The sequence below is a fragment of the Flavobacterium sp. UBA2787 genome (genome assembly GCA_002352205.1).
Lineage (GTDB): Bacteria > Bacteroidota > Bacteroidia > Flavobacteriales > Flavobacteriaceae > Flavobacterium.
Genome location: DEHZ01000004.1, coordinates 134,530 through 148,067 on the forward strand (window position 1 = coordinate 134,530; position 13,538 = coordinate 148,067).

A 13,538-nucleotide genomic window follows, 5' to 3' on the forward strand; every position below is an offset into this window, starting at 1 on the left:
AAAATTGTAGATTTGCCTTAAACTGAAATTAAAAAAAATCAAGATGATTAAATTAGTTATAATTGTTGTAGTACTTGCATTAGCCATTTTTGGAATTGTAAAATTACTGGATAAAAACACAAATACTAAATTGAAACCTGTTATTTCAATTGTATTATGGATTGTAACCTTAGTGTTTGGCTATTTAATTTACGAATCAATTCAGGATCCGATTCGATTTGACAAATTAAAAGAAAAGCGTTTTCAAGTTGCCGTAAATAAAATGTTAGATATCAAGGCTGTTCAACAAGCCTACAAATCTATCAACGGAAAATATACTGATAATCTTGATTCGTTGATTTCGTTTATTGAAAATGAAAAGTTCACAATCATCGAGAGAAAAGATACGTCAGTAATTGATGCAGAAAAAAATGCAGCTTATCGTATAACTGTTGGTCCTGACGGAACAGGCGGTTATTTTAAAGATATTGTTGTTACGAAAGAATTAGGAAAAGTAAGCATCAAGGATTCCTTGTTTAAAGGTTCTGACCGTTACAAAAGATTAAATGTTGTGAAAGTTGGCGACATTGAAGCTAAAATTGATTTAAAATCCGGTTTTATTAAGAAAAATGATTTGAATGTTCCTGTTTTTGAAGCAAAACTTGAGAAAGCAAAATTGTTAACAGACCAAGATCAAGGTTTGGTTGCAAAAGAAAAGAAAGTTGTTTCAGTTGATGGAATTAATGGTGAATACATTTTATTAGGATCAATGGAAGAAGTTAGTATGTCAGGAAACTGGCCTAAAAAATATGGTAATAACGAATAGTACAATCACCGAAAAAAGTTATAAAAAATTGTCCATTCAGGTCTCTCTGAATGGGCTTTCTTTTTGTTGCCGTGACAATCTGTCTGGGCAAATAATCTCTTTTAATAACATTGATTTTACTAAATTTCCAAAAACTTTCAGTATCGAAAACTGTTTGTGGAAATCAATTTTAGATTATACAGATTTAACAAAATCATATGATCAAATTACGGTTTTACATGAAAACAATCTGAGCACTTTTGTTCCAAAACCGCTTTTTGATGAAGATTATAAAGGAAGTTATCTCCAATATAATACCAAGGTGTTTGACACCGATTATTTTGCCGTTGATGAAATTGGAAAATATGAAATGATGAATGTTTATGTACCTTACGTCAATATAAACAATTATCTTATTGATCAATTTGGTTCATTTGAATATCAACACTATAGCGGAATTTTAGTTTCAAAATTGCTTGATTTGTCTAAAAATGACGTTTCGCAAAATATGTTTGTTCATGTAACTAAAACACATTTTGAAATTATAGTTATTCAAAATCAAAAATTATTACTTTTCAATTCATTTGAATATCAAACTGCCGAAGACTTTTTATATTATTTATTATTCACTGCTGAGCAACTACATCTTAATCCGGAATCGTTTAAATTAGTAGTTTTAGGCGATTGCACTGAAAAAGATGCATTGTATCAAAAGGCTTATCAATATGTTAGGAATACATCTTTGTTGGATGTTTCCGATTTACAAAAATCAAATACTTTTTCGGCTCAAGAAAACAGAACCCATTTTATACTTTTTAACTCGTGAGAATCATATCCGGAAAATACAAAGGTCGCAGGCTATCACCACCCAAAAACTTACCTGTTCGACCCACAACCGATATGAGTAAAGAAGCTTTGTTTAATATTTTGAACAATCATTTTAATTTTTCTGAACTAAAAGTTTTAGATTTATTTGCAGGAACAGGAAATATTAGTTTTGAATTTGCTTCTCGTGGAAGTGAACCAATAGTTTCAGTTGATGCAGATTTTGGATGCATTTCTTTCATTAAAAAAATTACAACCGAATTTGAATTTAATATCACCGCCATTAAAAGTGATGTATTTAAATTTTTAGAAAAAACCAAAGGCGATTTTGACATTATTTTTGCTGATCCACCCTATGGAATGGAGCAAAAAGACTTTGAAAGAATTGTTCAGTTGGTTTTTGAAAATGAGTTAATGAATGAAGAAGGTATGATGATTATGGAGCATTCAAAACATACCAAATTGGAACATTTAGCTCAATTTTCATTTCAAAAAAATTACGGTGGTTCTACTTTTTCTTTTTTTGAATGGGAAAATAAATCTGAGAACGATGAAAATGAAGATGACGATAGCGAAGAATAAAGCGAACTTTTTTGGTTTATTAATAATTGTTATGTTTTTCAATTCGTGCTATTTTCCAAATTATAGGTCAATTGCTGAATCAAGTTTATATGACATCAATTTTTCGGAAGGAAAATGGTTTTTAAATCATGTTACCGTAAACGGAAAAGCTTGGAATGATTTATCTACTCTAACTGAAGAAGCCCTTGCAACATGTCTTAAAGACTCGCTATATCTTAGCTACGGAAAGCGAAAAGCAGCTTATATTGTTCCGGTATTAAATGATAAAAACGCTAAAGAACAATTAAATCTATTAAAAGCAACTAATAGTGTGGATTATGTAATTCAGGTAGTAGGTAACATTAGTGCTGATGAAATTGGAGTAATCAATATCAAGCCGCACAAATTCAATGAGAAATCAGAAGCATCTATATCAGTTCAAGTTTATGATGTTCAAAAAGGAAAACTAATTTATTCTCATAAAACCACCGGAACAATTGATAGCGAAAACAACAATAAAGATGTCGTTTTTGGAAAATCAATACAAACAATTTTAACAAAATGCCTGGAAAAAGAATTGAAAACACTCAAGAAAAATAGTGGTTGTGAATTATAGCAGATTTGTCTACTAAAATTCCAACCACCACTTAGACCAATTTATCAAAACTATAAGTACTAAAAACCTTAATTTATAATTAATTTAATTGATTTTTGTCCTTCACTACTATTCAGTTTTACAATATAAAAACCTGTAAGATCAATATCGAAAGATAAATCCGTTGATGTAGTGCTTAACGATTTTACTAATTGTCCGGTAATCGAATAAACTGAAACATCTAATTGTGAATCAATATTATTTAAGTAAACTCTTTTGTCCTTTACATAGTAATTGATGTTAGACAACCTTGTTTCTTGAACATTTAACAGCCATTCAGACATAGGTATTGTAGTGGTAACTGTAGCACCGTCAACTTCAATTTTATATATTCCAAAACCATTCGTTTCTGCATAAACAAATATTCTTTTTGGACCATTTGTATTATTTCCTTCTAAGATAAATGCTCCCGGATTGCTTGAATTTGGAGCACTAGCAAGAACATTTTCACCATCACTGATTAAAAGGGTTCTAGTAGATGTGTTTTGTTCTCTTGCCCATACCTTTATAGTACAATTATCTGATACATCAAAAAAGAAAAATCGCATAGTTGGTAAAGCTCCTACTGGAACAGAACCGCCACTCATATTGGCTCTTCTGTTGGTTTGAAAACCATCCGGAAAAGTAGACGCTCCTGTTGCTTGAGATGAAAAGTTGTTTGATGTTATATGGCCAAATCGACCTAAATCATCCACAATATCTTCTGTTCCTCCTGGTACACCGGTAAAATCATCTGGTAAAATAGTCATGTTTGTTAAAAAGTTCCAAACTTTTGTTTGAGCATCAGATGTCATCACACATAAAAGTGTCAATAAGCTAAAGAGAAATTTTCTATTCATAATTTTAAATTTTAAATGTAATCGATTACGTAAATTTAAAAAAATAATTTTATTTACAACATTTTTTTTACGAAATTATTTTTTATAATGATAAAATAATAACGAATCAATAATTTAAAAAACAAAAAATGGCAATTTTCTTTTTAGAATTATTTAATGAAAATGAAGAAAAAACAGTAATGGTAGTTTAAAAATTTGAATTGAAAAATTGAAGAAAAGTGGTGATTACGATTATTTATAGCCTTCGATAACACAACACCTGATTAATATTTACAATAAAAAAAGCAGACCTATAAGCCGGATTCTGTATTCGCCGAACCGAACCCTTATCATTTATCTTGTTCAATAGTTACCCATTGAATCTAGCTGCCTACCCTTCAACCTCGGACGAGTAGCCCTTATCCGCCGGAGCGGAACGTTGATTTACATGGCATTTCACCGCATAGAGTTTACCTGGTTTCACTACAGCCGAACTGTACATACTTTCTGTTGCACTTGTCCTTCTCGTCCCGAAAGACGAGAGACGGGCGTTACCCGTTATGCTACCCTGTGGTGTCCGGACTTTCCTCTCTCATTACTGAAAGCGATAAGGCGGTCTGCGTTGCAAAAATAAACTTAATAAATCATTATTGTGCAAAATCTTGCGGATTAAATTTTCCGGTTGACACCATATAAATTATCATCAATATAGCAGCTATAATAATAAATATAATATACAATAAAGTTAGCATGATAAGAAAAAATAATGTCTTCTTTATGAGTTGCTTTGCAGTTAAATCAAAAATTCTCTTTAGTGCAAAACAATGGTAAACTAACATAAATGTAATGGTGAGAAGAGAATAATAATAAAATTCAATTTTTAGAAATAATAAGAAAGGAATCATTAATAAAACAGAAATCGAAGATTGCGAATAAGTATAAAAGTATATCAAATTATGTTCAGCATAATTAAATTGTTTGTAATTATAAAAAACTATTTTTGAAACCAACGCTAAAAGAGGTATACTTATAAATACGATAACACTATTATAATCATAAATACTATTCATGTATTCCTTCATGTCAAATGGAATTTTATCATTGCCTTGCATCGCTTTAAAATCAATTTCACCTAAATAACCTCTTTTCATCAAAAAAATAGAAATACCACTCAACGTTACAGCGATTATAAGATAAGTTATCGGATTAACATAGCGAACTCTTAAACCATTCAAATATCCATTCACCACCAATTCCGGTTGAGTAAACATTGTTTTAAAAGTGGTTAGAAACTTATTGTCAAAACTTAAATAGCGTTCAGAAAATTCGTGAACTACTTTTTTTACCGTTAATTTTTCGGTGACTACTTGTGCTCCACAATTCGAGCAAAATTTATCTTCTGATAATAAAGGTTTCAGGCAATTTTTACAGCTCATGTTAAAATTTTTAACTAAAGTAAAAAAAATAACTTTGTACATTTGAAAAAAGTTACAAAATGAACATCAAATTAATCGCTATTGGTAAGACGGATAACAAAAATCTTCAAACGTTGATGGATGAATACCAAAAGCGATTATCGTTTTACATCAAATTTGATTTGGAAATTATTCCAGACATCAAAAACGCCAAAAATCTTTCGGAAGCTCAACAAAAAGAAAAAGAAGGCGAATTGATTTTGGGTAAATTGGCTCCTACTGACTTTTTAATTCTGTTGGATGAAAATGGAAAATCCTTTAGCAGTGTTGAATTTGCAAATGAATTACAAAAGAAAATGAATGCCGGAATTAAAACGTTGGTTTATGTAATTGGTGGTCCGTACGGCTTTTCGGAGGCGGTTTATCAAAAAGCACAACAGCAAATTTCGCTGTCTAAAATGACTTTTTCACATCAAATGGTGCGGTTGTTTTTTATTGAACAGGTTTATAGAGGGTTTACGATTTTGAGGAATGAGCCTTATCATCATCAATAGAAGTCGCTTTGCTTCTTTTCTTAAACGCAAAGAGCACGAAGAATTTCGCAAAGGACACAATTTTTTCTCACAGAAAACAAGGAAGACACGGAATTTATACTTTGCCACAAAGGCACAAAGTCAGAAAAATTGTAACTCTACTTTATGAGATCCCTCCTTCGTCGGAATAACAACATTACGTTCAAAAACTTGAAACCTGAAACTTGAAACTCGCAACCCGAAACCTTCCAACCCGAAACGTTTACATCCCACAATCACAATCAGGCAACTTCTTTTTATCATAAATAAAATGGATTGGAGAAATGGAAACCATCTCATTTTCAAGTGATTTAAGTTCGATTAATTTAGATAAATATTGATTAAACGTCAATCGTTCATCAAAATTCAAATAAATTAAAACACGTTTTCCATCGCTGGAAAAAACAGTATATTCTTTTAAAAAAGTAAGTAGTTCGCTCATTTCTACTTCATTTCCATCCACAGAAACTTTATTTTTTGGTTTAAAATTTACTGAAAAAGTCTGAAAATGAAGATGATAATCAGGATTTTCTTTTACATAAACAGTAGAGAAATAACTGTTGTAGCTATAATTGATTTCCTTAAATGGAATGAAAGCCAATGTTTTTTGGACGCTATCTGTGTAAGAGAAATAATTTCCGGCTTCTTCGTTTTTATGAAATTGAGCCTTGTCTCTTCTGTCTTGCAACGCCACAATTTCTGGAATTGCAACGTTCAACGGAAGACGTTTATCTACATGAAAAATCCAATTGGTTGTTCCGATGGTGTTTTTTCTGTTCACTTCGGCAAGGGTATCTTTTCCTTTCGTATCTAAAAAAATATAAATTGGAGAATGATCCACAACGGTTGAATCAATTGTTCGATTTGCTTTTACTAATTCAACTTCCTTTTGACAGGAAATCATCATCAAAACACAAAAAAGTAAGGTCAGTTTTTTCATTTTATAAACTCATTAAAGAAAATAATTTTACACATTCTACCGCTTCTTTTACGTCGTGAACTCTCAAAATCGAAGCTCCTTTTGTCAACGCAATCATATTGAGAGCAGTGGTTCCGTTCAACGCATCTTCGGGCGAAGATTCCAATGGTTTATAAATCATTGACTTTCGTGAAACTCCGGCTAAAATAGGCAATTCCGTCATTTGAAACAATTGTAGTTTTTGCATTACTTCATAATTTTGCTCGATGGTTTTGGCAAATCCGAAACCGGGATCAATAATCAAATCATTAATTCCGAGACTTCTGGCTTGAGCAATTTTTTCAGAAAAATAGAATAACATTTCTTTTACAATATCATCATATTTAGTCAAATTCATCATCGTTTGCGGCGTTCCCTTCATATGCATCATAATATAAGGAACTTGAAATTTTGCCACCGTTTTCATCATATTTTCATCTAAACTTCCGGCAGAAATATCGTTAATCATCGCCGCACCGTTTTCAATAGAAGCTCTAGCAATTTTGCTTCTGAATGTATCAACCGAAATTATCGTCTTGGGAAATTCTTTCAAAACCGATTTCAAAATTGGAAGTAATCGATTTGATTCTTCTTCTTCCGAAACGAATTCCGCATTTGGTTTACTGGAATAAGCTCCAATATCAATAAAATCAGCACCTTCATTCAGCATCACTTCTACCCTTTTGAGAATTTCATTTTCTTGTTGGTATTTTCCTCCGTCAAAAAAAGAATTGGGCGTAACATTCAAAATTCCCATTACTTTGGGTGTTTTTAAATCAACTAAATTACCTAAGCAGTTTATTAACATATCGTTTGAAAAAAGGCATTAAAAAGTAGCATCTACTTGTTTTGAAAATTGTATTTTTGAAAATCTTATACAAATATAATTCAATAATGGATAGTACTTCCCAACAATATGATAAAGTCATCGCTGTATGCCGACAATTGTATTGCAATAAAATGAAAGATTATGGTAGTGCGTGGCGAATTCTGCGTTTACCTTCATTAACCGACCAAATTTTTATCAAAGCTCAACGCATTAGAAGTTTACAGGAAAATTCCGTTCGAAAAGTAGATGAAGATGAAACGGGCGAATTTATTGGCATCATTAATTATTCTATTATGGCTTTGATTCAGTTGGAAAAAGGCGTGGTCGATCAACCCGATTTAGGTTTAGAAGAAGCCACTCGTTTATATGATGAAAAAATTGCTGAAACCAAATCGCTAATGGAGAACAAAAATCACGATTATGGCGAAGCTTGGCGAGAAATGCGAGTGAGTTCATTAACCGATTTAATTTTGCAGAAACTCCTTCGCGTAAAGCAAATTGAAGATAACAAAGGAAAAACATTAGTATCCGAAGGTATTGATGCAAATTATCAAGATATGATTAATTATGCCGTTTTTGCTTTAATTCACTTAGGTTTTCACCAAAAATAACCCAAATTTACACATTGCCAAATTAACTAATTGACACATTATAAACATGAAAATTATCACTCATATCTCCAGAATTTTAGTCGGATTGTTATTCATAATTTCCGGATTAATCAAATTAAATGATCCGGTTGGGTTTTCATTTAAATTGGAAGAATATTTTTCGGAAGGCGTTTTGAATCTTCCATTTCTAATGCCAATTGCTTTGATGATTGCCGTTTTTGTAGTCATTTTTGAAGTGGTTTTGGGCGTCATGTTACTCATTGGTTTTAAACCTAAATTCACGGTTTGGAGTTTATTTTTGATGATTGTATTTTTTACATTCCTAACCTTCTACTCTGCCTATTTCAATAAAGTAACCGATTGCGGTTGTTTTGGCGATGCTTTAAAATTAACACCTTGGGAATCATTTACAAAAGATATTGTTCTGCTGATTTTGATATTAATTTTATTGATTAACTTAAAATACATTCAACCACTTTTTGGACGATTGGCTTTAAACATAACCGTTCTGGCTTCTTATATTTTTTGTTTATGGATGGCTTACACCGTATTAATGCATTTGCCTTTTATTGATTTTAGAGCGTATGCTGAAGGAACAAACATTCAAAAAGGAATGGAAATTCCTGCCGGTGCTCAAATGTCGGAATACGAAATGATTTTTATTTACAAAGTAAATGGTGTAGATACCGAGTTTTCACAAGCCGATGTCATGGCAAATAAAGTGCTGGAAACTGCCGAATTTGTGGACAGAAAAGACAAATTGATTACACAAGGTTATGTTCCACCAATCCATGATTTTACAATAGAATTAGATGGAAGTGATTATACGGAAGACATGTTGAAAGAACCAAAATTAATCATGCTAATTTCGTATGATTTAACTAAAGCGGAGCATGATGGTTTGAATGAGTTGGAAGATTTTTACCAAAAAGCGACCAAAAAAGGCTATAAAGTTATCGGGATGACTTCTTCAGATAAATCGATTATTGATGGTATTAAAGCTGAATACAAATTAAGTTTTGACTATTATTTCTGTGATGCAACTACCTTAAAAACAATCGAAAGAGCCAATCCGAGTATAGTTGTTTTAGAAAAAGGAACGATTGTAGAGAAAAAGCATTTTAATGATATTGATAAAGTAACTTTAAAATAAGTTGATTCGCTATCTCCTAAATAAAATTGGCTATGCTCTGCTTACACTTTTTGGTGTAATTACGGTTATTTTTGTTTTGTTTACGATACTTCCCGGTGATCCGGCAAGAATGATGCTCGATCAAAATGAAAATTCCGAGCAATTAGCAATCGTCAAAAAAAAGTATGGTTTTGATAAACCGATTTCAACACAATATTTATATTATTTGAATGATTTGTCACCTATTTCTTTTCATAGTTCAAATTCAGAAGATTATACTTTTTTATCAGAAGGAAAATACAATGCTTTTCAATTAGTGAAGTTAGGAAACACAACAACCGTTTTAAAAACGCCTTATTTAAGAGAAAGTTTTCAGAAAAGCGGTAAAAAAGTAACGGATGTAATTGGAAATACATTACCAAACACATTCATTTTAGCGATTTTTGCCATTATCATTGCCATTGTAATTGGTGTTTTTTTGGGAATCATTTCAGCACTTTATAAAGACACGTTGTTAGACCGAATTATCGCTTTAATTAGTACGTTAGGAATGAGTGTTCCGTCGTTTTTTAGTGCCATTTTATTTGCTTGGTTGTTCGGGTTTGTATGGCATAATTACACCGGACTCAACATGACCGGAAGTTTGTATGAGGTGGATGATTTTGGAGAAGGAAGTTACATTCAGTGGAAAAACATTATTCTTCCCGCAATAGTTTTGGGAATTCGTCCGCTTGGAGTTGTCATTCAATTGATGCGAAATTCATTATTAGAAACATTCGGACAAGATTATATCAGAACGGCAAAAGCTAAAGGATTGAATTCGTATCAAATTATTAAAAATCACGCATTAAAAAATTCTCTCAATCCAGTTGTGACAGCTATTTCCGGTTGGTTTGCCTCGATGTTGGCCGGGGCGGTTTTTGTAGAATATATTTTCGGTTGGAATGGTCTTGGGAAAGAAATCGTTGAAGCATTGAACAACTTAGATTTACCGGTAATTATGGGTTCTGTGATTGTGATTGCCACGACTTTTGTAGTAATTAATATTTTGGTGGATTTGGTGTATGCATATTTAGATCCAAAAATCAGGTTAAGCTAAAACGTTTTCGGTTTTAATTAGGACTTTTTTGGGATTTCATTTCCTGAGTTATCGTAAATTTGTGTGATAAAAATTAAATTATGAAAAAAATAATTGTGTCCTTTTTTGTTGCGTTAGGATTGATTTCCTGCTCCAATGCTCAAAAAACTGAATTTTCAAAAGAAGCTTTAGCTGATAAAATGTTATCTGTAGACGGAAGTGAATTAGCTTTTTCAGACATCCTGAAAAAATACGAAGGCAAAACTGTTGTCATAGATGTTTGGGCCTCTTGGTGTCCGGATTGTATCAAAGGAATGCCAAAAGTAGAAGCGTTACAAAAACAATTTCCTGATGCCGTTTATTTATTTTTATCATATGACAAAACCCCTGAAAGTTGGGCAAAAGGGATTGAAAAATATGCTGTAAATGGCGAACATTATTTAATTTTATCCAAATGGAAAGGCGGAACTTTCAGTAATTCAATTGATTTAGATTGGATTCCGCGTTACATTGTTTTAGATAAAACCGGAAAAATTGCTTTATATAAAGCCATCGAAGCAGATGATGAAAAATTGATATCGACCATAAAAAACCTTAACTAATGAGACAAAAAATCGTTGCAGGAAACTGGAAAATGCATAAAAATGCAGAAGAAACCGAAGATTTATTAAACGAATTGATTGATAAAATTCCAACTGATATAGAGCAACGTGTAATTGTTGCTCCAACATTCGTGAATTTATCAGCGGCAGCCGATCACTTGGAATTCACCAATATTGAAGTCGCAGCTCAAAATATGCACCAAGCGGAAGGCGGAGCTTTTACGGGTGAAATTTCAGCTTCAATGCTAAAAAGTGTTGGCATAAACATTGTGATTTTAGGTCATTCTGAACGTAGAGCTTATTTTCACGAAACCGATGCTTTATTAGCCAACAAAGTGGATACCGCTTTGAAACACGAAATGGAAGTCATTTTCTGCTTTGGCGAAGAATTAAAAGACCGTCAATCGGGACAACATTTTAATGTGGTAGAAAATCAATTAAAAGACGGTTTATTTCACTTAGAGGCTTCGGCTTGGAAGAATATTATTCTGGCATACGAACCGGTTTGGGCGATTGGAACGGGCGAAACGGCTTCTCCTGAACAAGCACAAGAAATGCATGAATTCATTCGTGGAATTATCAACAAAAACTATGGCAATACTGTTTCAGACAATGTTTCTATTTTATACGGAGGAAGCGTAAAACCGGAAAATGCTGCCGAAATTTTTTCTAAACCTGATGTAGATGGTGGTTTAATTGGTGGAGCCGCTTTAAAAAGTGATGATTTTGCTAAAATTGTTTTAGCGGTATAAATATTTTTACTAAACAAAAAAGTCGTCCAAATTTTCTTTTCGGACGACTTTTTTTTATGTAATCAGTTTTCGATTAATCATTCATTGAAATCAAAAACTCTTCGTTATTTCTGGTTTTCTTAAATCTGTCGTTTATAAAATCCATTGCTTCTACCGGATTCATATCAGCTAGATATTTTCGCATTATCCACATACGGTGAATTGTATTTTCATCCAATAATAAGTCATCACGACGTGTGCTTGAAGAGGTTAAATCAATCGCAGGGAAAATACGTTTATTCGAAATTTTTCTATCCAATTGAAGTTCCATATTACCTGTTCCTTTGAATTCTTCAAAAATAACTTCGTCCATTTTAGAACCTGTTTCGGTAAGAGCCGTTGCAATAATACTCAACGAACCTCCATTTTCGATATTTCGAGCAGCTCCAAAGAAACGTTTTGGTTTTTGTAAAGCATTGGCATCAACACCACCACTTAACACTTTTCCTGACGCCGGTTGAACTGTGTTATAGGCTCTTGCTAAACGTGTAATTGAATCTAATAGAATAACAACATCATGACCACATTCTACCAAACGTTTTGCTTTTTCTAAAACGATGTTGGCTACTTTTACGTGACGATCGGCTGGTTCATCAAATGTAGAAGCGATTACTTCACCTCGCACATTTCGTTGCATGTCGGTTACCTCTTCCGGACGTTCGTCAATTAATAAAACAATTAAATATACTTCCGGATGATTGGCGGCAATGGTGTTGGCGATATCTTTCAACAACATGGTTTTACCTGTTTTTGGCTGAGCTACAATCATTCCGCGTTGCCCTTTTCCTATAGGAGAAAATAAATCAATAATTCGGGTTGAAACGGTAGCTTGCTTTTCGGCTAATTTGAATTTTTCTTGAGGAAAAATCGGTGTTAAATGTTCAAATGAAACACGATCTCTAACTACTTGCGGATCATGACCGTTAATTTTTAACACTTTTACTAAAGGGAAAAACTTCTCTCCTTCTTTTGGAGGTCTAACCACACCTTTTACAGTATCTCCGGTTTTTAAACCAAATAAACGAATTTGTGAAGTGGAAAGATAAATATCATCGGGCGAGGCCAAGTAATTATAATCGGATGAACGCAAAAACCCGTAACCATCCGGCATCATTTCTAAAACTCCTTCACTTTCTATGATTCCGTCAAATTCATAATCGGCATCGCGATAATTAGTTTTTTTGTTTTTAAAGTTTGGATTTTGGTTACCATTTCCGTTTCCGTTACCATTTTGGTGCTTTTGAAAAGGCTGATTTTGCTGTCGTTGTGGCTGATTTTCAGAATTTGAAACCTGATTCTCTTCTGTAACTGCAGGAGCTTGAACTTCTTGAGCTGAATCGGATGTTTCCGGTTGTTCGTTTTTCTTTTTGAATATTTTTTTCTCAAATTTAGATTTTACAAACTTAGCCGGTCTATCAGTATTTTTTGAATCTTGAACATTTTGTTCAGATTCTGACTGATTGTCTTTAGGAGCAGTATTTTCAATTTCAGCAGACTGTTTTACTTCCGGTTCAGAAAATAAAGTAGAAACTTCTTCTTTTTTCTCTGCAGGAGCAATTATTCTGGCTCGTTTGGATTTAGAAGCTGATTCATTAGGTTGATTTACTTCAGACTTTGAAACACTATTTTGCGTTTCAATAATTTTTTGAATTAAATCGTCTTTTTTTACGCCGTTGAATTTTATTGTTTTGGCTGCTTTCGCAATTTCTTGAAGCTCAGAAAGCTTCATTTCTTTTAATACAGAAATTTCAAACATGAATGTTCTATGATGTTAATTTTTAGTCGGAAAATGTAATGAGGTACACTATAAATATTTTATCTGCTATAATGAAGAAAAAACAGATTTACATTGCAATATTACAAATATTTTTTAATAAACAATAGCAATTATTAAAAAAGAAAATATA

The 13,538-nt window shown here is 32.5% G+C and carries 15 protein-coding genes and 1 other RNA gene; 10 read left to right on the forward strand and 6 right to left on the reverse strand.

Annotated elements, in window-relative coordinates; genetic code table 11:
* Positions 1–43 precede the first annotated feature (43 nt).
* The 4 genes from B4N66_RS03450 to B4N66_RS03465 are packed head-to-tail and all read left to right on the forward strand — an operon-like array spanning position 44 to position 2,786.
* A complete protein-coding gene (locus B4N66_RS03450; protein ID WP_291092367.1) occupies positions 44–805 on the forward strand; it encodes a hypothetical protein in 762 nt (253 codons plus the stop codon).
* Entirely contained in the window at positions 789–1,610 is an 822-nt protein-coding gene (locus B4N66_RS03455) for a DUF3822 family protein (RefSeq protein ID WP_291092368.1), read from the forward strand. Before B4N66_RS03450 ends, B4N66_RS03455 begins: the two co-directional genes overlap by 17 nt.
* Positions 1,607–2,191, forward strand: coding sequence for a 16S rRNA (guanine(966)-N(2))-methyltransferase RsmD (gene rsmD / locus B4N66_RS03460; protein WP_291092369.1), 585 nt, complete (start codon positions 1,607–1,609; stop codon positions 2,189–2,191). Before B4N66_RS03455 ends, rsmD begins: the two co-directional genes overlap by 4 nt.
* Positions 2,166–2,786 carry a hypothetical protein gene (locus tag B4N66_RS03465; RefSeq protein ID WP_291092370.1) on the forward strand — a complete coding sequence of 207 codons (621 nt, stop codon included), beginning with the start codon at positions 2,166–2,168 and terminating at the stop codon, positions 2,784–2,786. Before rsmD ends, B4N66_RS03465 begins: the two co-directional genes overlap by 26 nt.
* Positions 2,787–2,854: 68 nt before the next feature.
* Here B4N66_RS03465 and B4N66_RS03470 read toward each other — a convergent pair whose 3' ends face one another.
* From B4N66_RS03470 to B4N66_RS03480, 3 genes are all read right to left on the reverse strand, one after another.
* Positions 2,855–3,664 (reverse strand): T9SS type A sorting domain-containing protein, encoded by an 810-nt coding sequence (locus B4N66_RS03470; protein ID WP_291092372.1) that lies wholly within the window; start codon positions 3,662–3,664, stop codon positions 2,855–2,857.
* Between the two features lie 277 nt (positions 3,665–3,941).
* Positions 3,942–4,267: RNase P RNA component class A (gene rnpB, locus B4N66_RS03475), an RNA gene on the reverse strand.
* A 23-nt stretch (positions 4,268–4,290) separates the two neighbouring features.
* On the reverse strand, positions 4,291–5,079 hold the full coding sequence (locus B4N66_RS03480) for a DUF3667 domain-containing protein (protein ID WP_291092374.1): 789 nt from the start codon (positions 5,077–5,079) through the stop codon (positions 4,291–4,293).
* A 59-nt stretch (positions 5,080–5,138) separates the two neighbouring features.
* Here B4N66_RS03480 and rlmH point away from each other — a divergent pair, with 59 nt between their 5' ends.
* Positions 5,139–5,612: a 23S rRNA (pseudouridine(1915)-N(3))-methyltransferase RlmH gene (rlmH, locus tag B4N66_RS03485; RefSeq protein WP_291092375.1), complete on the forward strand. Its 474-nt coding sequence runs from the start codon at positions 5,139–5,141 to the stop codon at positions 5,610–5,612.
* Between the two features lie 241 nt (positions 5,613–5,853).
* Here the strand turns inward: rlmH and B4N66_RS03490 are convergent, their stop codons facing one another.
* Both B4N66_RS03490 and folP read right to left on the reverse strand, forming a co-directional pair.
* On the reverse strand, positions 5,854–6,570 hold the full coding sequence (locus B4N66_RS03490; protein ID WP_291092376.1) for a hypothetical protein: 717 nt from the start codon (positions 6,568–6,570) through the stop codon (positions 5,854–5,856).
* 1 nt (position 6,571) lies between these two features.
* Entirely contained in the window at positions 6,572–7,396 is an 825-nt protein-coding gene (gene folP / locus B4N66_RS03495) for a dihydropteroate synthase (RefSeq protein WP_291092377.1), read from the reverse strand.
* Positions 7,397–7,482: 86 nt separating this feature from the next.
* Between folP and B4N66_RS03500 the strand changes: the two genes are divergently transcribed.
* From B4N66_RS03500 to tpiA, 5 genes are all read left to right on the forward strand, one after another.
* Positions 7,483–8,028, forward strand: a complete 546-nt coding sequence (locus tag B4N66_RS03500) for a DUF1599 domain-containing protein (RefSeq protein ID WP_291092379.1) — start codon at positions 7,483–7,485, stop codon at positions 8,026–8,028.
* A 46-nt stretch (positions 8,029–8,074) separates the two neighbouring features.
* Complete coding sequence (locus B4N66_RS03505) at positions 8,075–9,181, forward strand: BT_3928 family protein (RefSeq protein ID WP_291092380.1); 1,107 nt, start codon at positions 8,075–8,077, stop codon at positions 9,179–9,181.
* 1 nt (position 9,182) lies between these two features.
* Positions 9,183–10,259, forward strand: a complete 1,077-nt coding sequence (locus B4N66_RS03510) for an ABC transporter permease (protein ID WP_291092382.1) — start codon at positions 9,183–9,185, stop codon at positions 10,257–10,259.
* A gap of 80 nt (positions 10,260–10,339) precedes the next feature.
* Positions 10,340–10,840 (forward strand): TlpA family protein disulfide reductase, encoded by a 501-nt coding sequence (locus B4N66_RS03515; RefSeq protein WP_291092384.1) that lies wholly within the window; start codon positions 10,340–10,342, stop codon positions 10,838–10,840.
* A complete protein-coding gene (gene tpiA, locus B4N66_RS03520) occupies positions 10,840–11,592 on the forward strand; it encodes a triose-phosphate isomerase (protein ID WP_291092385.1) in 753 nt (250 codons plus the stop codon). Before B4N66_RS03515 ends, tpiA begins: the two co-directional genes overlap by 1 nt.
* Positions 11,593–11,665: 73 nt before the next feature.
* Here the strand turns inward: tpiA and rho are convergent, their stop codons facing one another.
* On the reverse strand, positions 11,666–13,387 hold the full coding sequence (gene rho, locus B4N66_RS03525) for a transcription termination factor Rho (RefSeq protein ID WP_291092386.1): 1,722 nt from the start codon (positions 13,385–13,387) through the stop codon (positions 11,666–11,668).
* Between the last annotated feature and the right edge of the window lie 151 nt (positions 13,388–13,538).

Bases quoted from the DNA above. Each gene is read 5' to 3' on its own strand.
- B4N66_RS03450 (WP_291092367.1), top strand. From the start codon at position 44: ATGATTAAATTAGTTATAATTGTTGTAGTACTTGCATTAGCCATTTTT.
- B4N66_RS03455 (WP_291092368.1), top strand. From the start codon at position 789: ATGGTAATAACGAATAGTACAATCACCGAAAAAAGTTATAAAAAATTG.
- B4N66_RS03465 (WP_291092370.1), top strand. From the start codon at position 2,166: ATGAAGATGACGATAGCGAAGAATAAAGCGAACTTTTTTGGTTTATTA.
- B4N66_RS03470 (WP_291092372.1), bottom strand. From the start codon at position 3,664: ATGAATAGAAAATTTCTCTTTAGCTTATTGACACTTTTATGTGTGATG.
- B4N66_RS03480 (WP_291092374.1), bottom strand. From the start codon at position 5,079: ATGAGCTGTAAAAATTGCCTGAAACCTTTATTATCAGAAGATAAATTT.
- rlmH (WP_291092375.1), top strand. From the start codon at position 5,139: ATGAACATCAAATTAATCGCTATTGGTAAGACGGATAACAAAAATCTT.
- B4N66_RS03490 (WP_291092376.1), bottom strand. From the start codon at position 6,570: ATGAAAAAACTGACCTTACTTTTTTGTGTTTTGATGATGATTTCCTGT.
- folP (WP_291092377.1), bottom strand. From the start codon at position 7,396: ATGTTAATAAACTGCTTAGGTAATTTAGTTGATTTAAAAACACCCAAA.
- B4N66_RS03500 (WP_291092379.1), top strand. From the start codon at position 7,483: ATGGATAGTACTTCCCAACAATATGATAAAGTCATCGCTGTATGCCGA.
- B4N66_RS03505 (WP_291092380.1), top strand. From the start codon at position 8,075: ATGAAAATTATCACTCATATCTCCAGAATTTTAGTCGGATTGTTATTC.
- B4N66_RS03515 (WP_291092384.1), top strand. From the start codon at position 10,340: ATGAAAAAAATAATTGTGTCCTTTTTTGTTGCGTTAGGATTGATTTCC.
- tpiA (WP_291092385.1), top strand. From the start codon at position 10,840: ATGAGACAAAAAATCGTTGCAGGAAACTGGAAAATGCATAAAAATGCA.
- rho (WP_291092386.1), bottom strand. From the start codon at position 13,387: ATGTTTGAAATTTCTGTATTAAAAGAAATGAAGCTTTCTGAGCTTCAA.